Here is a 19,008-nt window from a genome sequence, read left to right on the forward strand (position 1 = left end):
CGGTAACCCATCTCAAGTGAGGCACCCTTGACCGACAACGCCGTCCAGTTCCTGTCCCGACCCATCGCCACCCAACCCGGGCAGCCTTTGCGCGTCGCGGCCTACTCCCGCATCGCCGAAGCGATCCGCACCAAGATCCTGCCGCCCGGCTCCCTGCTCCCCACAGAGACCGAACTGGGCACCATGATGGACGTCAGCCGCACCGTGATCCGGGAAGCGCTGATGCTGCTGGAAGAAGACGGCCTGACGCGGGCACGGCGCGGAGTGGGACGCTTTGTGGCGGATTCGCTCCCCCGCATCGGCATCGAACACATCCGCCCGTTCGACCAGCTCCTCGGCGGACCGGACCAGGACATCCAGGTCAAACGGGTCGCGGCCATCAAGCAACCAGCCTCCGAATTCGTGGCACCGGGCATCGGTGTCCAGCCCGATGAGGATGTGTGGTTCTGGGAGAGCGTGCTCATCCGGAACGGCGAACCTGTGGCACACCTGCAGGAGAACGTGGCCCAAGGAATCCCGGAAGCGGAAGCGCTCGCCGAAGCTGCAGAGGCTCCCACCCTTTCCGCGTCAACCCTCCTGGAGATCCTCGGCGGGCTCCCCGGAGTTTCCCTTGGACCCGGAGAATGCGAGATCAGCCTCAGCACGGCCGGACCCAGCCGCGCAAAGCTGCTGGGCCTCCGACCCTCCGACCCCGTGCTGGTCCTGACCCAGTACGTGCGCCGCAACGGCTCCCCGTTCTACCTGGCCAAATGCCTCGTGGCCGCCAAAGCCGGCCATCTTTCCGTGATCCAGTCCTCCTGATTCCCTCCCCGCTATCCCGAAAAGGACCTTCCATGAGCACGTCCCTGCGGTCCGCCGCGCCCTCTTCCCTGTTCTCGCTCACTGTGGTGGGCAGTATCAACCTCGACATCACAGCCACCGCCGACAGGCTCCCCTCGCCGGGTGAAACCGTCGGCGGCGGCGTGCTCCGCCAGCAGCCCGGCGGCAAGGGAGCCAATCAAGCCGTAGCAGCTGCCCGACTGGCGGGCATGTCCCGTATGGTGGGGGCCGTCGGCCAGGACGACGCCGGACTCAGCCTCATCACCGCCATGGCGAGTGCCGGCGTCGATGTCCAGGACATTGCCCGGGTGGAGGCGGCCACGGGAACAGCGCTGGTGCTCGTAGACAGCGAAGGCGAAAACCAGATTGTCGTGTGCCCCGGCGCCAACGGCTCGGTGGCCCTGGACGGTGTGACCTTCGGCGGCGACGAGGCCGTCCTCTGCCAGCTCGAAGTGGACCAGGCCGTGGTGTTGGAAGCCGCCCGGCTGGCCCAGGGGTTCTTCGCCCTGAACGCCGCCCCCGCTGCGCCGATCATTCCCGAACTGCTGGAACGGTGCGACCTGGTGATCGTGAACGAGACAGAGTATGAACTGATCCCCGCCCTGCGCAACGCCCCGCTGGTGGCCGTCACCTACGGCGGCGACGGCTCGGCCATCTTTGTCGACGGCGAACGGGTCGCCGAAGCCCCGGCCGTGCGGGTCACCGATATTGCCAACACCATCGGCGCCGGGGATGCTTTCTGCGCAGCCCTGGTCCTGGCACTCCAGTCCGGGCTGGAGTACGCGCACGCTCTGGCCGTGGCGAATGCTGTTGGCGCGGACGCCGTCCGGGATGCTTCGTCGCAGCCGGCCTTGAAGCCGTTGGAGCACTACATCGAGGCGACGCGCATCTCGCTCGCGTCAGGTTCCGCAACCAAATAGTCTGCCAATTGCTTTTCTCTGGTCGTTGCCACCAATGCCTCCGTGCGTTCGGCTGCTCCGATTGCTACGGAAGTTAACCATGACAACTATTCCGCACCGCGAACTGCGCAACCAGAGCAGCAGGATCCTTGAACGCGTCAAGAATGGTGAGGTCATCGACGTCACCAACAACGGCGAGATCGCTGCCACGCTCATTCCACCGTCCGCGTCCCCGTTCGAACGCCTCCTACGAGCCGGCAGCGTGCGGCCTGCCTCTGACCCGCCGGTCGACTTCCGGATCCTGCCGCGGGTCAAGAGTGAAATTTCCACGGCCGAGATTCTGGCCGACCTGCGTGGCGATCGGTGATTATCTACGCCGATACATCCGCGATTCTGAAGCTTGTGGTGGAGGAGCGTGAATCCGAAGCACTGGCCGCCCACCTCTATGAAGTCCGTGCGGCCGGAGGCCATGTGGTGACGTCGATGCTCCTCTACACTGAGCTTCACTGCGCAGCACGCCGCCGCGACCTGCCCTTTGACCAAGTCAACGATGTCCGCACGGGCATCAATCTTGTGGATGTCACCCGCTCGGACGCAATGTTTGCCTCAGCCCTGCCCAGGCAACTTCGGAGCGCAGACGCCATCCATCTTGCAACCGCCATCAGATTGCAAGCGGACGTGCTGGTTGCCTATGACCAAGAACTGCTCCTGGCAGCGAAGGAATCCGGGCTTATGACTGGGTCGCCGGGAACTTAGGGCTGCTACCCGACGATCCGGAAGTCGTCGAACTCCCCGGTGGCCTCGGAAAGCTGGAAGTCGACGGTCTCCACATGGCCCGGGGCATGCGAGGAATGGAGCCAGCTCGTGAAACGCTCAACACGTTCCACAGACCCCTCGGCCACGAGTTCCACCGAACCATCCGAAGCGTTCCGCACAGTCCCTTTGAGCATCAACTCGTCAGCTTTCCGGGCAGTCCAATAGCGAAAGCCCACACCCTGGACCACGCCCGAAATGCGCGCGGTAACCCGGACCGTGTCTGCCTCCATGGACCCACCTTAACGAGTCCCGCCCTCCTCCGTCACGCACCCCGTACAACGGGAGGCGCCACGAACAAGGGCGGGTTCCAGCGAACGAAAGAGCTAGCCGATCACGATGTCCCGGGTCACGTGGCTGTACGTGATGGTGACGGGACCGCCGTCGTGGTTCAACTCGTGGTTTGCGCCGTCACGGGCGCCGAACGCACCGTAGTTCTCATCCCACGACCGGTTCAAGGCGATCTTGTAGGTGTAGTGCCCGGCCGGAAGATCAGCCGTTAGCGTCCACACCTGAACCAACGGGTTGAACTCCATCTGGGCTTCGTCGTACTGCGGCGCCCAGTCCTCGGGCGCACCCAGGATGGTGTTGAAGTCGCCCGCCACCGCGACGGCGTCCGGCTGCGGCACGGTCTCGACGGCGGTAGCTCCCGCAGCTTTGGCCGGCGCCTTGCGGGGTGTCTTCTTCGCGGCCGGCTCAGCCTTTGCAGCAGCTGCCTTGGCCTTGGGTGCGGACACCTTGGCAGCGGCAACCTTCGGCTCGGCCACTTCATCAGGAGCCGCCTTCTTGGCTGCAGCCCGCTTGGTTGCTGCCTTCTTCGCCGCAGGCTTCACTGGCGGGGCCGTCGGAACCGGAACGTCGGCTGGTACCGGCGTTCCAGCGTCGAGCGCTGCCGCGAAAGCCGCCACGTCAGGGAAAGCGACTGTGGCGCGCAGGCCGTCCTCGGGAATGGTCCAACCGGATCGGCCCTTGACCAGCCACCCGGCCTTGACCAATTTCGCCGAAGCCGACGTCAGGGTCTTGTGGCCGCGCGGGATGCCGCCACTCAGGAGCTCCGCTTCGTGGTCGTTGAAGGGAACGCGGGCAATCGCCTCAGCCAATACCTCCCCGGCGTTCAGTGAAGTCCCGGACCACACGCTTTCAGCGAGGATGTCCAGTACGGCCTTCAGACGAAGGTTGGTGTTTTCGGCGGTGTTCGCGCCCATGCTTCTCCTTCAACGGTGGTTACTCCACAGCAGTTTGCCAATGATTTGTTAATTCCCACGACTGCTGAAGGTAAACACCGTGTGTCGTGACCGAGTGTGACATCACAGTCGCCGCAAGTGATCTACGGGTCTCGGCTGCCGTGCCCACGCGAGGCTCAGGGGTGCGGCACGGAGGCCTTGACCCACTCCGTGACTTCGTCCAACAGCGCCGCCTTTCGGGCGTCGCTGGCGAACGAGGACCGGATGGAATTCGCGGCCAAGGTTGCCTGCTCCGGTACCGAGAATTCCAGGACCTTGACCAACTGCTCAAAGTTGTCATCCACGTACCCACCGAAGTAGGCCGGGTCATCTGAATTTACGCAAACGTTCAAGCCGATGGCGAGCATTTCCGGGAGCGGATGGTCTTCCAGCTTGTCCACCGCGCGCAGGCGCACATTCGACAGTGGGCAAACGGTCAGCGGCACCTGCTCGGCGACAAGTCGCTGAACAACGTCCGTATCTTCCATGCAGCGGATGCCGTGATCAATGCGCTCGACGTGGAGGACGTCCAGCGCCTCCGTGATGTAGGAGGCCGGTCCTTCCTCACCCGCGTGGGCGATCCTGCGCAGCCCGGCCTCGCCGGCGCGCTGGTACAGGCGTTCAAATTTCGACGGCGGGTTGCCCACCTCTGCAGAGTCCAACCCGATGCCGGCGATGGGTGCGTGCATGGCCAGGAGCTGTTCCAGCACCTCAAGGGCCGAATCCTCGGACATGTCCCGCAGGAAAGCCGCGATGAGCAGGGTCGAAACGCCGAAGTCCTCTTCGGAGGTTGCCAGGGCGTTGGCCACCCCGTTCACGCAGGTTTCCAGTGCGACACCCCGGGAAACGTGGGCTTGGGGGTCCATCATGATTTCCGCATGGCGCACTCCCCCGGCGGCTGCGCGCTTCAGGTAGGCACGGGTCATGTCGGTGAAGTCCTGTTCGGTTTGCAGGACGGCCATGTTGGCGTAGTAGAGGTCCAGGAAGGATTGCAGGTCAGTGAACTCGTACTTTTCCCGGAGTTCCCCGATGTCTTCATACGGCAGTTCGATGCCGTTGCGTTCAGCCAGGGCAAAGATCAGCTCTGGCTGGAGAGTCCCTTCGATGTGCAGGTGCAGTTCGGCAACCGGGGGCGCCGTGGTTGTAGTTTTCTCGCCAAAAGTTTCCACCCGACAACTCTAGGCCCCATCGCCGTACGTGTCCCGGAGCACTCAACTTGGTTCTCAAGCCCGGCACCCTCAAACTGAAAGGATGCAGACTTTCCTCCCTTTCGCCGATTTCCGTGAGAGCGCCGCGGCGCTCGACACCTCAAGGCTCGGCAAACAGCGCGTCGAAGCACTCCAGGTCCTCCGCGCGCTGGTAATCCCGGAGTACGGTTGGCAGTCACACCCGGCCGTGCGAATGTGGATGGGCCACGTCCCGGCGCTCACCCTGTACGGCTTGGCGATGGCCGACGAATGGATGGAGCGGGGCCACCCGGACAACACCCGCACCAACATCGCGGAGTTCGCACCCCAGGCGGCCCACCCGGACTACGCGTCCAGGATCATCATGCCGCCATGGCTCGGACACGAGGACCTGCACCTCAGCCACCGCTCCAAGCTGATCGGCAAGGACCCCAAGTTCTACACCCAGCTGTTCCCGGGCACCGATGAAAAACTGGAATACGTGTGGCCGGAGCCCAAGCACGAGTTCCACCCCGAGGAACCCGAAGAGGACAGCCTCTGGATCCTGCGCGCCCCAGTGGAGGAAATCCGCCCGGAGCAACTCACCACGGTCAGCATGCCCCCACACGGCAAGGCGAAGCCCGTTTCGGACCCCGACGAGTACGAATTCGTGTACGCCGAGGAGAAGTCCCGCAGGCAGGTTGGTGGGCCCAAGAAGCGTCCCGCCGCGCCGAAGGAAAAGAAGCCCACGCGCAAACGCCAGGCACAGGAGCAGGCGTTCAACACCCTGCCTGGCAAGACCGAGATCGCGGTTCCGTTCGACGGCGGCCAGGTCTTCGCCGTCGGCCTCATCCAAGGACGCCCCATCACCGTTGACGGACGCTTCGCCCGCAACTTCGAAGTCACCAACGTGATCAAGCGCTCCGATTTCGACTACCCGGCGCTCCTGCAGGATCCCCGCGTGTTCTACCGGGTCCCGGCGCCCGCGCTGTAGCGTTTGCAGGTTCACGACGGCGGCAGTCAGGTTCGGTAACACCGGAACCTGGCTGCCGCCGTCGTTGGTTTGTGAGACGGTGGAGGCACGCAGCTAACCGGGGAGGGCCATGGATTTCCAGCACATCATCGAAGCAGTCGGCCGGTACATGGACTTCGCCGGGGTGGCGGTGATGGTGATCGGCGCCTTGGTGTCCATCCCCATGGCCCTCCGTGGATACCAACCCAAACGCGCCAGCGGCCTGGAACCGTTCTCCCCGTACCGCGCCTACCGGCAGTTGTTGGGCAGGTCCATCTTGCTGGGCCTGGAACTTCTGGTGGCCGCCGACATCATCCGAACCGTCGCCGTCACCCCCACCTTCGAGAGCGTCGGGGTATTGGCGATCATCGTGCTGATCCGGACGTTCCTCAGCTTCTCCCTTGAGCTGGAGATCACCGGCCGCTGGCCTTGGCAGAAGGAAAAGGACGCATGACGCAGCCGTGGGAACCGGACATTCTTGGGGACGGCTTCGAGCAACAAACTTTAGAGCTCGACGGCGGCGCTGTCGCCACCTTGGTGAGGTACGTCGGCGCCGCTTCCCACGCGCAGCCTGACCTGGACGGTCGCGGTTTGGACGCCGATGTCCTTTACGTGCACGGCTGGTCCGACTACTTCTTCCAACGCCATGTGGCCGAGTTCTGGCACAACGCCGGTGCGCGGTTCTTCGCCTTGGACCTGCACAACTATGGCCGCAGCCTACGGCCCGGACTGGTACCGGGTTTCGTCACCAACCTGGCCGACTACGACGCCGACATCGGCGCGGCGCTGGAGGCCATGGGACGCTCGGGGGTTTCGGAACGGCCCCTGATCCTGCTGGGGCACTCGACCGGTGGGCTGACCCTGAGCTTGTGGGCCCACCGCCATCCGGGGGCAGCTTCGGCACTGATCCTTAACAGTCCTTGGCTGGAGTTCCAAGCCACGGAGCTCGGCCGGCGGGCGATTGCGCCCTTGCTCGGCCTGCATGCACGGCTGCACCCGTTGACCCCACTGCCGCCGGTGGACCCGGGAATTTACACGCGGGCTGTTTCCGCTGCGTTGGACGGCGAATGGGACTACAACCTCGAGTGGCGTCCGGACCGGGGCTTCCCCCTCACCCCGGCGTTCCTTGACGCGGTGTTCCGTGGACAAGCGACCGTCGCGGCGGGCCTGGGCATCGACGTTCCGGTGTTGGTGATGCTCTCGGACAAGAGCTACCTGCAGCCAAAATGGTCCGCCGACGCACTCACCGCGGACGTGGCCCTCAACGTCGACGCCGTGGCCCACCGGTCACTTTCCCTGGCGGACACCGTCACCATCAGCCGGCTACCGAACGCGCTCCACGACATCTTCCTGTCACCCGAACCCATCCGGCGGGAAGCCTTTGCGCGGATCGGTCGCTGGCTTCCCGCAGCGCTGCAGCCCTTGGGTGCAGGGGTGTGGGAAGCCAGGACCGCAGGCTCCTAGGCCCTACTTCCCCAGTCCCGCCCGACGCAACGCCTCGGCCATTGCCGTGTTGGCGGGCGCTGACGGTGCCTGCTGGGGCTTGCCCTGACGCTGCCCGCCCTGCTGCGGACGGCCCTGGTTACCGCGGCGATCGCCCTGACCTCCAGCTCGCTGACCGTGTTGGCCGCCGCGCTGCCCCTGCTGTCCTCCAGGGCGCTGGCCATCACCCGAAGCACGCCCACCTGAGGTGCGGCCGCCCCCGGTGCCGGGTTCGTCGTCGAGCCTCAACGTCAGGGAGATGCGCTTGCGCTCGGGGTCGGCCTCGAGGACCTTGACCCGGACCACTTGGCCGGACTTCACGATTTCGCGGGGATCAGAAACGAACTTGGTGGACAGGGCGGACACGTGGACCAGTCCGTCCTGGTGCACTCCAACATCCACGAACGCACCAAAAGCGGCCACGTTGGTGACCGTGCCTTCAAGAATCATGCCGGGCTTGAGGTCGGAGATCTTCTCGATACCCTCGGAGAACGAGGCTGCCTTAAACGCGGGTCGCGGATCGCGGCCCGGCTTCTCGAGCTCTGACATGATGTCCTTGACCGTGGGCAGGCCGAAAGTGCCGTCCACGAAGGCCTGCGGATCCAACGCCGTGGCCGGACCGCCACCAGCTGCGACCAGGATCTTGCGTGCCACGGAGTATGCCTCGGGGTGCACACTGGACGCATCCAGAGGCTCCGCTCCCCCGGTGATCCGAAGGAAGCCGGCGCACTGTTCGAACGCCTTGGCGCCCAATCGGGGAACCTTCTTGAGGTCGCTGCGCTTGGCGAAAGGCCCGTTCTCATTCCGGTACGCCACGATGTTCTCGCTCAACAAAGGACCGACACCGGCCACGCGGCTGAGCAGCGCAGGCGATGCCGTGTTGACGTCCACACCCACGGCGTTCACGCAGTCCTCCACCACGGCATCCAGCGAACGGTCCAGCTTCGCGGCCGTGACATCGTGCTGGTACTGGCCCACACCGATGGACTTGGGTTCGATCTTGACCAACTCGGCGAGGGGATCCTGCAGGCGGCGGGCGATGGAGACAGCGCCACGCAGGGAGACATCCATTCCCGGAAGCTCAGAGGCGGCCAGGGCTGAGGCTGAATAGACGGAAGCCCCGGCCTCGGAGACGACAAGCTTCTGGATTCCCTTGGAGCCGGCAGCTTCAAGTGACTTGATCAGCTCGGTGGCCAGCTTGTCCGTCTCGCGGGAAGCCGTCCCGTTGCCGATCGCCACGAGTTCCACGTTGTGCTGCTTGGCGAGCCGGCCAAGCGTGGCCAAGGCTTCGTCCCACTTCTTCGCAGGGGCGTGCGGGTAGATGGTGTCCGTGGTGACCACTTTGCCCGTTCCATCCACCACGGCCACCTTCACGCCCGTGCGCAACCCGGGGTCGAGGCCAAGCGTGGCCCGGTTACCGGCCGGTGCGGCCAGCAGCACGTCACGCAGGTTGGCAGCAAAGACGCGGACGGATTCATCTTCGGCATCGGCGAACATGCGCCCGCGCAGGTCAGTCGTGAGGCGGTCCAGGATGCGGCCGCGCCAGGCGAGTTGGGCGGTTTGCGTCAGCCAGGCATCGGCGGGACGGCCTTGGTTGGCGACCCCGAGGCACGCGGCCACAGCGTTCTCATACTTCCCGCGGGCGGCGGCCAGTGCGTCGTCGTCGGCTGGGTCCGCTTCGGCGAGATCCAGTTCAAGGACGCCATCCTTTTCACCACGCAACAGCGCAAGGACGCGGTGCGACGGCATGCCGGACGGCACCTGCGTGAACTCGAAGTAGTCCTTGAACTTCTGGCCCTCCGTCTCCATGCCCTTCTTGACGCGGGACACCATGCGCCCCTGCTTCCAGAGGCGTTCGCGCAGGTCCTCGGCGAGGTCGGCGTCCTGCCCGACCCGCTCCACCAGGATGGCGCGGGCACCGGCGAGCGCCGTGGTGGCATCCTCGATGGAATGCTCGGCGTTCAGGTATTTTGCGGCCTCGGTGGCCGGGTCCAGCTGCGGGTTGGCCAGCAGGGTGTCGGCCAGCGGTTCCAGCCCGGCTTCGCGGGCGATCTGGGCTTTGGTGCGGCGCTTGGACTTGAAGGGCAGGTAGATATCCTCCAGCCGCGCCTTGGTATCAGCGCCGACGACGGCGGCTTCCAGTTCCGGAGTCAGCTTGCCTTGGGCGGCAATCGCCTCGAGGACGGACTGTCGACGTTCTTCCAGCTCACGCAGGTACCTGAGGCGTTCCTCGAGATCGCGCAGCTGGGTGTCATCGAGCGTCCCGGTAACTTCCTTACGGTAGCGGGCGATGAAGGGAACGGTGGAACCGGCGTCGAGCAGTTCCACCGCAGCCTTGACTTGCCAGGCCTTGACGCCCAATTCGGCGGCGATTTGGGCGTGGATGGCGGAATCAGCTGACTGGTGTTGGAGATTTGAAGTCACCATGACAGTTTGCCTCACGCGACCGACAGTTTCCGAAGGCGGGACCGGGAAGGCCTATCCCACGGACGCCGTTAGTGCTGTAGTTGGACCATGCAGGAACTGCTCATCATCCTCCGGGAAGGGTTTGATTCCGATGACGTCACCGTGACTGTCAACGGCAAGGAAGCCCTGTCCGAGCGCGGCATCTCCACCAAACTGCTGCTGGGGATGGCGGACGAAGTCACTGTGGAACTGCCCGCCAAGGGCGCCACGGTGGGCGTAGAGGTGAGGAGCCGACAACTCAGCGCAACGAAGAAGCTCGTCGGAAAGCCGAAGAGCCTGATCGTCTCCATTGAAGAGGGCGAACTCGTCTTGCGTGAAGGAACGGGCCGCGAGGCCTTCCTCTAAGGAGGGCCTCGCGGCGGCTGGATTGGTTAACGCAAGCTCAGTGGGCCATATGCTCCTTGGCGGAGATGTGCTCCACCATTTCGCCCAGGCGCTGTTCTGCGTAGTGGTTGCGGGCAATATCGCCCTGGCTGATGATGCCTACCAGCTTGTGATCGCTGATGACGGGCAGGCGGCGCACCTGGTGGTCCTCCATCATGGCGACGGCTTCGTCAACGCTGGCGTCGGCATCAACCCAGTAGGGCTTGCCGGTGGCGAGCTCACGGGCAAGGACTTCGCGGGCGTCCTTGCCTTCGGCCACGCACTTGACCACGATGTCGCGGTCGGTGATGAAGCCGGTGAGCTTGCCGTCGGTGCCGCAAATGGGGAGTGAACCGCAGTCCAGATCCCTCATCAGCATGGCGGCTTCCTGAAGAGACTTATCCTCGGCGATGCACTGCGCATTCGTCGTCATGAATTCACGTACGGCACTCATGGGTCCTCCTTCATCGATTGGGGTGATCGACGCGGGGCCTTCGGCACGGGTCCTTCGGCTCCGGGCGCCGATGATTTCAGCCTACGCTCGGCCGGTACCCCTGACCAGACGGTTCAGGCCATCCCCCTGGCGGCTATTCCGCGATGTCCTCTGCCCAGAGTTCCGGGTGCTCCTGCTGGAAGGTCCGCATCATGTCCACGCAGCGGGGGTCGTCCAGGACCACCACCTCCACGCCGCGGGAACGCAGCAGGTCGAACTCGCCGGGGAACGTCTCGGCTTCGCCTACTACTACGCGCGGAATCTTGAATTGGATGATGGTTCCCGTGCACATCGCGCACGGTGCCAGGGTTGTATAGAGCGTGGTGTCGCGATACGTCTTTTGGCGTCCGGCGGCTCGGAGCGCCGACATCTCGCCGTGCGCGATCGGGTCTCCATGCTGCACCCTCTCGTTGTGTCCGCTGGCTATGACCTTGCCATCACGGGCCAAGGCGGCGCCGATGGGAATGCCGCCCTCGCTGAGGCTCTTTTGCGCGGCGTGGTACGCGGCTTCGAACGCAGGGTCCGGGGTACGGGCTGATTCGGTCATGGGTGCAGTCTATGGTCGCTGCGCCAGGATTGGACGGAGCCTAAAATGTCAGGGCCCGCTGATAGCTTGGCTACAAGGTATTCACGTGGTGTGGAAGGAAGGTGGGTCGCTGTGTTTTTTCTCGATCCGGAGAGTGCGGACGCCCCGCAGGACCTGGTCTTCTCAGCCAGTGACCTCGTCATTGCGGCAACCTGCGAGTACCAGCTGCTCCGGAAGCTCGACGAAAAACTCGGCCTGTCGCCAAAACCGGACTTCGCGGCGGACGCCATGCTGGAGCGCACCGCCGCGCTGGGCGATGTCCACGAGCACCGGGTCCTGGATGAGTTTGTCGCTGAGTTTGGGCACTGGGACCCGGCCACCGGAAAGGGCGTTTACGACGTCGTCCCCGCCGAAGCCATGGACCGCGCCACCCTTTCGGCCAAGCATGCCGAATCCATTGACGCCTTGCGCTCCGGTGCCGACGTCGTGTTCCAAGCTGCCTTCTTCGACGGCCAATTCCATGGGCGGTCCGATTTCCTGGTGAAGCAGCCCGGCGGGCTTTATGCCGTGTTCGACACCAAGTTGGCACGTCATGCCAAGGTCACAGCGCTTCTACAGCTTGCAGCCTACGGAGACCAACTCCTGAAAGCGGGCATCACTCCGGATCCCACCGTCACGTTGGTGCTGGGCGACCGGGTCCACAGCGACCACCCCTTGGCACAAATCCTTCCGGTGTTCAGGGAACGCCGGGAACGCTTCCTCGCCATGACCGGGGCACATGTCCTGGCCGGCCACCCCGTCGAGTGGGGCGACGCCCGGTATTCCGCGTGCGGCCGGTGCGACTACTGCGCTGAACAGGTCCAACTGCACCGCGACCTCCTCATGGTGGCCGGCATGCGCATCAGCCGCCGGAAGAAACTCATCGAAGCCGGCATCACCACCATCGATCAGCTGGCAGCCATTCCGGCGACCGGCGATTCAACGCTGCTCAGGCTCCGCGGGCAAGCCCAACTGCAAACGGGCACAGGCACCCCGGACGGAACCGTCAATTACACGGACAAGACCGGTGAGGCCAAGGCCGTCAGTTACAACGTGCTACCGGACAACACCCTCGGCAGGTTGCCCGCACCGGATCCCGGTGACATCTTCTTCGACTTCGAGGGCGATCCTCTGTGGCAGGACCCCACGACCGGTAAGTGGGGTCTGGAGTACCTCTTCGGCGTGATCGAGAATCCCGTGGAACCTGGCGCCGACCCGGTATTCCGGCCCTTCTGGGCGCACTCCCGGGCCGAGGAAGGCCAAGCCTTTGTGGACTTCCTGGACTACGTGGCCAAGCGGCGTGCGCAATATCCCGGCATGCACATCTACCACTACGCTGCCTACGAGAAGACTGCCCTCCGCAACCTGTCCCTGACGCACGTGGTGGGTGAAACCGCCGTCGACGACCTCCTGCGCCAGGGCGTCCTGGTGGACCTCTATGACACCGTCCGGCACAGTATCCGGGTCTCGGAGAATTCGTACAGCATCAAGAAGCTGGAGCCCCTGTACATGGGCCAGCATCTGCGTTCCGGCGAGGTCACCGACGCCGGCGCCTCCGTGGTTGCCTACGCGGACTACTGCACGGCACGGGACAACGGGGAGGCCGAACAAGCCGCGGTTATCCTGGAAGGCATCCGCGATTACAACGAGTACGACTGCCTGTCGACGCTGGAACTGCGTAACTGGTTGCTGGCCCGCGCCGCCGAGCGCTCCATCGTGCCGGGCGGCCCGGTGGACGATGGGCCCCCAACAGAGCCGGAGAAATACGAGGCTGCACCCGAAGAAACCGCGCTCCTGGAGTACTTGTCGGCACTGCCCGCGGATGAGCGTGGCTCTGCCGACGCCCGTGCCGTAGCAATTGTCGCCGCTGGTGTCGGGTACCACCGTCGCGAAGACAAGCAGCACTGGTGGGGGCATTTCGACCGTCTGGAAAAGCCCGTATCGCAGTGGGACGAGGGCCGCGACATCTTCATCGTGGAGCATGCCCGGGTACTGCAGGACTGGGCCAAACCAACACCGCGAAAGAACCCCGTGCGTGTCTCGCAACTGATCGGCCGCTCGGGGGACGGCTCAGGCTTGGAGCCCGGCAAGAAGTACTTCCGCATGTTCGACTCTCCCCTGCCCGAGGCACTGGCCCCGAAGGAGTCATCCGTGCTCGGCCGCGCCGGTTGGAGCGGCACTGAGGTCATCGAAGTAGGGGAAACAGACGACGCCGAGACCGTCACCATTTCCGAACGACTCCCGCGCGGCGCAGCCGAATACACCGAACTGCCCATGGCCCTGGCCCCGGACAGCCCCATCTCCACCGACGGACAGAGGGCCGCCCTCGCGGGGCTGGCCACGAAGCTCAGTGCCTCACTGCCGGCGTGGCCGCGGGACTGTTCCTTGGACTTGGTACGAAGGCAGCCTCCGCAGCTTCGCTCCCTCCCGTCGTTGCCTGCCGTCGGACCAGGGCCGGACGGCTATATTGACGCGATCACCACCGCTGTCAAGGACTTGGACGACTCCTACTTGGCAGTCCAGGGACCCCCGGGCAGCGGCAAGACCTACGTCGGCTCACATGTCATCGCCCGCTTGGTCGCCGAGGGCTGGAAGGTGGGGGTGGTGGCCCAGTCCCACGCCGTCGTGGAAAACATGCTCTGCGCGGCGGTGGACAAAGCCGGAGTGGATCCCCAGCGGGTGGCCAAGGAAGTCAAACACGACGACCCCGTACCGTGGACGCAATGCGCCAAGGGCGACGTCGAAGAGCTGTTGTCCACGCAGGGCGGAGCCTTGATGGGCGGCACCGCATGGACCATGGTGGGCAGCTCTGTTCCCCCGGGATCCTTGGATCTGTTGGTCATCGACGAAGCCGGGCAGTTCTCGCTGGCCAACACCATGGCCGTGAGCCGGGCGGCTAAACGGCTGCTCCTCCTGGGTGATCCGCAGCAGCTGCCGCAGGTGACCCAGGGCAAGCACCCGGAACCAGTCGATGAGTCGGCGCTGGGCTGGCTGTCAGACGGCTTCAATACCTTGCCGGCCGAACTGGGGTACTTCCTGGCGTTGTCGTGGCGCATGCATCCGGAACTATGCAGCGCGGTTTCAGAGCTCTCCTACGACAACAGGCTGGAGGCAGCCCCCGCGGCCAAGGATCGTCAGGTGGAGGGTGCCGGTCCGGGGATTGCCTGCGTCCATGTCCCGCACACCGGTAACTCGACGCACTCCCCCGAAGAAGCTGCAGAAGTGGTCCGGCAGGTCCAAGCACACCTCGGCTTGACCTGGTTGGACCCTTCGGTCTCACCGGACCGCCGGCCCCTCGAGGAGACCGACATCCTGGTAGTGGCGGCTTACAACGCGCAGGTCCAGCTGATCAAGCACGAGCTCCGTTCAGCGGGTTTGGGCAAGGTGCGCGTGGGGACCGTGGACAAATTCCAGGGTCAGGAAGCGCCCGTGGTCATCGTGTCCATGGCTGCCTCGGCTGCAGGTGAAGTCCCGCGCGGCATGGAATTCCTCCTCTCACGCAACCGCATCAACGTGGCGGTCTCGCGCGGACAGTGGAGGGCCGTCGTCGTGCGTTCGCCCGAACTGACCAACTATCTCCCGACGCATCCTGAAGGTCTCGAAAACCTGGGCGGCTTCGTTGCCCTCTGCCAGCCCAGGTAGCTGACAGTTGCCACTCAGTCAGGGAGGGCGAGGGCGAGGGCTTCGTCCAGCACCAGGCCGAAGTTCGCGGCATCGTGGGCGAAGCGGCCAAGGAAGAGCCCGGAAATCCCCGTCAAATGCGGCAGCAAACCGGGTTTCGCTGAGCCGCCATAGATAATGGGCAGCCCGGCGAGTCCGTGCCGGCCCAGCGATCCCCTCAGCGCGCCCACTACCTGCGCAACGTATCCAGCCGATGCCGGCTCCGGGGCACCGATCGCCCACACGGGTTCGTAGGCGATGACCAGTCGCCCCGCCATGGACCAGTCGCCGGATACGGCTTCCTTGATTTGCCTGAACACGGTGTCCGCCGCTGCCTCGGGCTCGAGGACCTCTGTCTCCCCCACGCACAACAACGGCGTCAGCCCGGCGTCGACGGCGGCGCCCACCTTGAGCGCAATCATCGCCTCATCTTCGGCAAAGCAGCGTCGCCGTTCGGCGTGCCCGATTTCCACGAGGCCCACCCCGAGCTCGGCGAGCATGGAGGGTGACACCTCACCGGTCCAGGGGCCGTCAGCCCAACCACAGTTCTGCGCGCCCAGTACCAACGGGGTACCTTCAATCAAACGCGCGGCCGCGGGCAACAGCGGGAAGGACGGGATGACGAACGGGACCACCCGCCCGGCCGCGAGGGCCGGACGGGCGTCCACTTCTGCCACCAACTGTTCCAACCACGCCAGGCTGTGGGCGTAGCCCATGTACATCTTGGTGCTGACGCCGATGTACAGGGTGCCCGGCGCAGCGTCCCCAGCAGCGGGTTCCACGCCCTACTTCCCCAACAGTTCGTCGGCCTTGTTGCTGAAGCGCTTGGTGCCGAACATGAGCAGCGCAGCCACAAACGGCAGGACACCCAAGGCGTAGACGCCCATGGTTCCGGTGTCCGACGCTGTGACCTGGTTGACCGTGGTGCGAAGGATCGGTGCCACGAAACCGCCCAGGTTTCCCAGCGAGTTGATCAGCCCGATACCTGCAGCCGCGGCAGTTCCGGTGAGGAACGCCGTCGGATACGACCAGCAAATAGGGCCGGCCGACAGGAAGCTGCACACCGCCAGGGTGATGAAGATGATGCCGACGGCGGGCATCTGGTTGGCGCCTGCCCAGGCGGAGCCGAAGATGCACAGGCCCGTTGAGATGAACAGGGCCGTCCCCCAGCGCCGACGACGCGCCACCGTGTTGGCTGCCTTGCCGATGAAGTAACAGGCGAAGATTCCGAAGAACCAGGGAATGGCTGCCAGGAGGCCGACGGCGATGCCCACTTTTTGGCCGGTCAGCTGCGCCACCTGCTGGGGCAGGTAGAACGTCACACCGTAGACCGCTACCTGGAGGCAGAAGTAGATGATCGTGAAGTACCAGACACGCCCGTTGCGCATGGACGCCAGAACCCCGCGGGGACCGGTTTCTTCCTTCACGGTGTCTTCCAACGCCATGACGTTGGAGAGCGCCGTCTTCTCTTCCTTGGTCAGGAACTTGGCGTCCTGTGGGCTGTTGATGAGGAAGAAGTAGGCCGCGACACCCGCCAGGACGGCGAGCATGCCTTCGACGAAGAACATGACCTGCCAGCCGGCAACGCCCGGGACTTGGTCGCCGATGTTGATGAGCCAGCCGGACAGTGGTGCGCCCATCATCTGCGAGAACGGCTGGGCCAGGTAGAAAATGGCGAACATCTTCACGCGGACTTTGTTCGGGAACCAGGCCGCCAGGAACATGATGACGCCCGGGAACAGGCCGGCTTCTGTGACGCCCAGCAGGAAGCGGAGAATGATGAAGGACGTCTCACCTTGGACAAACGCGAAGCACGCCGAGACGATACCCCACGTGATGGCGATGCGGGCCAGCCATACCTTGGCCCCAAACTTGGTGAGCAGCAGGTTGCTGGGGATCTCGAACAGGGCATAGCCGATGAAGAAGATCCCGGCACCCAGGGCATACGCACCGGCAGTGATGCCCTTGTCCACTTCCAGCGCTGCTTCGGCGAAGCCAACGTTGGTGCGGTCCAGGAAGGCCACTACGTACAGGATGACGAGCATCGGCATGAGCCGCCGTGATGCTTTGGAGATCGCCGATTTAAGGACCGGCGTGTCCAGCAACTCCTTGGTGGAATTGGTGGAAACAGACATTGAAACTCCTCTTTGAGTGACAGGAAATGACTAGTGCACCCGCGATCAGCGCGGGAAGAAGATGAGCACCATGCCCACAGCGCAGGCAAGGATGCCCACGGCAAGGTAGATCTTGCGTTCTCGTGTCCAGGTCCGCATGGGGTCCTAGTGCATGTACAGACCGCCATCCACATTCAGCGTCTGACCGGAGATGTATCCGGAGTCCTCGCTGATGAGGAAGGCGATGGCAGCGGCGATGTCGCGGGTGGAACCCACCCGGTTCACCACGAGGTCCTTGGTGAGCTCATCCTTGCGTTCCTGGCTCAGCGTGCCGCCCATGATGTCGGTATCAATGGGGCCAGGTGAGATGGCGTTGACAGTGATGTCGTATTCCCCGAGTTCGCGGGCCGTTGCGCGCGTCAGGCCGATAACGCCGGCCTTGGCCACGGAGTACGGGGTCTTCGAGAACGTGCCGCCACCACGCTGGGCGGAGACGGAGGAGATGTTCACGATGCGGCCGATCCGGTTCTTGACCATGGACTCGGCGACGCGGCGGGTGGCGTAGTGGACGCCGTTGAGGTTGATATTCAGCACGCGGTCCCATTCGGCGGGTTCAAGTTCCAGGTAGCCGATGGGCGAGCTGACACCGGCCACGTTGGCCAGGGCCACGATTTGCGGCAGCTCCTTCTCCAGCTCGTCAATGGCCGCCCTGACCTCGGCTTCGCTGGCTACGTTGGCGCCAACGCCATGGGCTTGGACGCCGTATTCGGCAGCAACTTCCTTGGCTGCGATCTTGCAGGCGGCGTCATCGAGGTCAATGATGCCGATGTTCCAGCCTTGCGCGGCGAGGTAGTTAACGGTGGCTCGGCCGATGCCGCGCTCGGAGACGGCGCCGGTGACGATTGCGGTGCGTTCAGCGGGGAAAGTCATGTGTTGTTCTCCTGAAAGTCTTAGTTGATGGGGGCCGGGCCGAGCTCTTCAATGAGCTTCTGCATGGCGACGTAGGCCTTGTTGCGGTAGGCGATGAGTTCCGGGGTGCGCTCGGCGGGAACGTTGAGGAAGCCGGCGCCTGTCTTGGTGCCGAGCTTGCCTGCCTCCACCAGGTCCGACAGGATCTTCGGCGTCGCGAACCGTTCCGGGAAGCCGGTCTGCAAGGACTTGTAGCAGAAGTTGTAGACGTCCAAGCCGGCCATATCGGCGATGGCGAAGGGGCCGAAAAACGGCAAGCGGAAGCCGAACGTCGTACGGACCAGGGTGTCGACGTCGTCCGCTGTTGCGATGCCCTGCTCCACCAGCTGCGCTGCCTCGTGGAACAGCGCGTACTGGAGGCGGTTCAGTACGAAACCGGTGACGTCCTTGACGACGGCGGTCTGCTTGCCGGCCGCATGGACCAGCTCGCGGGACGCCGCAACCGTTGCAGCAGCGGTGCCGGCGTGGGGGATGATCTCGACGCCGGGAATGAACGGTGACGGGTTGGAGAAGTGCACGCCCAGGAACCGCTCCGGACCTTCAACAGCCTCGGCGAGCTCGCCAATGGAAATGGTGGAGGTGTTGGAACCGATCAAGGCGTCCGGCCGGGCGGCTGCACTGATACGGGCGAGCGTTTGGTGCTTGATTTCCAAGACTTCGGGGACGGCTTCTTCGATGAAGTCGGCGTCCGCCACGGCCTCCTCGATGTCCTTCGCGGCCCACAGGTTCTGCTTAAGGATCTCGGTGGAACCTGCCGGGAAAAGTCCATCGGCGATGAACTGGTCCGACTCCACCAGCAGCCGGTCGTAGTTCTTCTGTGCGATTTCGGCAGAGACATCGGCCAAGGCGACACGTGCCCCGCCGAGCGCCAGGACCTGGGCGATGCCGCCGCCCATGTAGCCGGAACCGACGACGGCGATCTTCCAAGCGGCGTTGTTCGCGGTTGCTTCAGGAGTGGTCATGA

Annotated in this window: 19 protein-coding genes; 9 read left to right on the forward strand and 10 right to left on the reverse strand. The window is 64.4% G+C overall.

Annotated features, from left to right (window positions below):
• Positions 1-27: 27 nt before the first annotated feature.
• The 4 genes from QF015_RS05190 to QF015_RS05205 all read left to right on the forward strand — a co-directional run bounded on the left by QF015_RS05190 (position 28) and on the right by QF015_RS05205 (position 2,474).
• A complete protein-coding gene (locus QF015_RS05190) occupies positions 28-801 on the forward strand; it encodes a GntR family transcriptional regulator (RefSeq protein WP_310202044.1) in 774 nt (257 codons plus the stop codon).
• A gap of 32 nt (positions 802-833) precedes the next feature.
• On the forward strand, positions 834-1,739 hold the full coding sequence (locus QF015_RS05195; protein WP_429387524.1) for a ribokinase: 906 nt from the start codon (positions 834-836) through the stop codon (positions 1,737-1,739).
• 79 nt (positions 1,740-1,818) lie between these two features.
• The gene (locus QF015_RS05200) at positions 1,819-2,085 is read left to right on the forward strand and encodes a type II toxin-antitoxin system Phd/YefM family antitoxin (RefSeq protein WP_429387526.1); all 267 of its coding nucleotides are present in this window, start codon (positions 1,819-1,821) and stop codon (positions 2,083-2,085) included.
• Complete coding sequence (locus QF015_RS05205; RefSeq protein ID WP_429387529.1) at positions 2,082-2,474, forward strand: type II toxin-antitoxin system VapC family toxin; 393 nt, start codon at positions 2,082-2,084, stop codon at positions 2,472-2,474. The genes QF015_RS05200 and QF015_RS05205 overlap by 4 nt, the downstream gene beginning before the upstream one ends.
• 5 nt (positions 2,475-2,479) lie before the next feature.
• Here the strand turns inward: QF015_RS05205 and QF015_RS05210 are convergent, their stop codons facing one another.
• The 3 genes from QF015_RS05210 to QF015_RS05220 all read right to left on the reverse strand — a co-directional run bounded on the left by QF015_RS05210 (position 2,480) and on the right by QF015_RS05220 (position 4,923).
• Positions 2,480-2,764: an acylphosphatase gene (locus tag QF015_RS05210; RefSeq protein WP_429387531.1), complete on the reverse strand. Its 285-nt coding sequence runs from the start codon at positions 2,762-2,764 to the stop codon at positions 2,480-2,482.
• Between the two features lie 93 nt (positions 2,765-2,857).
• Positions 2,858-3,736 carry a glycosidase gene (locus QF015_RS05215; RefSeq protein WP_429387534.1) on the reverse strand — a complete coding sequence of 293 codons (879 nt, stop codon included), beginning with the start codon at positions 3,734-3,736 and terminating at the stop codon, positions 2,858-2,860.
• 155 nt (positions 3,737-3,891) lie between these two features.
• Positions 3,892-4,923 (reverse strand): adenosine deaminase, encoded by a 1,032-nt coding sequence (locus QF015_RS05220; protein ID WP_429387537.1) that lies wholly within the window; start codon positions 4,921-4,923, stop codon positions 3,892-3,894.
• An 82-nt stretch (positions 4,924-5,005) separates the two neighbouring features.
• Between QF015_RS05220 and QF015_RS05225 the strand changes: the two genes are divergently transcribed.
• From QF015_RS05225 to QF015_RS05235, 3 genes are all read left to right on the forward strand, one after another.
• Positions 5,006-5,914 carry an MSMEG_6728 family protein gene (locus QF015_RS05225; protein WP_429387540.1) on the forward strand — a complete coding sequence of 303 codons (909 nt, stop codon included), beginning with the start codon at positions 5,006-5,008 and terminating at the stop codon, positions 5,912-5,914.
• A 109-nt stretch (positions 5,915-6,023) separates the two neighbouring features.
• The gene (locus QF015_RS05230; RefSeq protein ID WP_429387543.1) at positions 6,024-6,386 is read left to right on the forward strand and encodes a DUF1622 domain-containing protein; all 363 of its coding nucleotides are present in this window, start codon (positions 6,024-6,026) and stop codon (positions 6,384-6,386) included.
• On the forward strand, positions 6,383-7,396 hold the full coding sequence (locus QF015_RS05235; protein ID WP_429387545.1) for an alpha/beta hydrolase: 1,014 nt from the start codon (positions 6,383-6,385) through the stop codon (positions 7,394-7,396). Before QF015_RS05230 ends, QF015_RS05235 begins: the two co-directional genes overlap by 4 nt.
• Before the next feature lie 3 nt (positions 7,397-7,399).
• On the opposite strand, the gene QF015_RS05240 is transcribed toward QF015_RS05235, so the two are convergent.
• Complete coding sequence (locus QF015_RS05240; protein WP_429387547.1) at positions 7,400-9,841, reverse strand: Tex family protein; 2,442 nt, start codon at positions 9,839-9,841, stop codon at positions 7,400-7,402.
• 87 nt (positions 9,842-9,928) lie between these two features.
• Between QF015_RS05240 and QF015_RS05245 the strand changes: the two genes are divergently transcribed.
• Positions 9,929-10,225 (forward strand): hypothetical protein, encoded by a 297-nt coding sequence (locus QF015_RS05245; protein WP_310202066.1) that lies wholly within the window; start codon positions 9,929-9,931, stop codon positions 10,223-10,225.
• 37 nt (positions 10,226-10,262) lie between these two features.
• Here QF015_RS05245 and QF015_RS05250 read toward each other — a convergent pair whose 3' ends face one another.
• Both QF015_RS05250 and QF015_RS05255 read right to left on the reverse strand, forming a co-directional pair.
• On the reverse strand, positions 10,263-10,697 hold the full coding sequence (locus QF015_RS05250) for a CBS domain-containing protein (RefSeq protein WP_310202068.1): 435 nt from the start codon (positions 10,695-10,697) through the stop codon (positions 10,263-10,265).
• A 133-nt stretch (positions 10,698-10,830) separates the two neighbouring features.
• A complete protein-coding gene (locus QF015_RS05255; RefSeq protein WP_310202070.1) occupies positions 10,831-11,283 on the reverse strand; it encodes a nucleoside deaminase in 453 nt (150 codons plus the stop codon).
• A 111-nt stretch (positions 11,284-11,394) separates the two neighbouring features.
• Between QF015_RS05255 and QF015_RS05260 the strand changes: the two genes are divergently transcribed.
• Positions 11,395-14,943, forward strand: a complete 3,549-nt coding sequence (locus QF015_RS05260) for a TM0106 family RecB-like putative nuclease (RefSeq protein WP_429387551.1) — start codon at positions 11,395-11,397, stop codon at positions 14,941-14,943.
• Positions 14,944-14,957: 14 nt separating this feature from the next.
• Here the strand turns inward: QF015_RS05260 and QF015_RS05265 are convergent, their stop codons facing one another.
• The 4 genes from QF015_RS05265 to QF015_RS05280 all read right to left on the reverse strand — a co-directional run bounded on the left by QF015_RS05265 (position 14,958) and on the right by QF015_RS05280 (position 19,006).
• Entirely contained in the window at positions 14,958-15,743 is a 786-nt protein-coding gene (locus QF015_RS05265) for a triose-phosphate isomerase family protein (protein WP_429387553.1), read from the reverse strand.
• Positions 15,744-15,746: 3 nt separating this feature from the next.
• Positions 15,747-17,096, reverse strand: coding sequence for an MFS transporter (locus QF015_RS05270; RefSeq protein ID WP_429387555.1), 1,350 nt, complete (start codon positions 17,094-17,096; stop codon positions 15,747-15,749).
• Positions 17,097-17,240: 144 nt separating this feature from the next.
• A complete protein-coding gene (locus QF015_RS05275) occupies positions 17,241-18,005 on the reverse strand; it encodes an SDR family NAD(P)-dependent oxidoreductase (RefSeq protein ID WP_429387557.1) in 765 nt (254 codons plus the stop codon).
• A gap of 20 nt (positions 18,006-18,025) precedes the next feature.
• Positions 18,026-19,006 carry a 3-hydroxyacyl-CoA dehydrogenase family protein gene (locus tag QF015_RS05280; protein WP_429387560.1) on the reverse strand — a complete coding sequence of 327 codons (981 nt, stop codon included), beginning with the start codon at positions 19,004-19,006 and terminating at the stop codon, positions 18,026-18,028.
• Between the last annotated feature and the right edge of the window lie 2 nt (positions 19,007-19,008).

Origin of the sequence: Paenarthrobacter sp. TE4293, assembly GCF_050435325.1 — a bacterium.
Lineage (GTDB): Bacteria > Actinomycetota > Actinomycetes > Actinomycetales > Micrococcaceae > Arthrobacter > Arthrobacter nitroguajacolicus_C.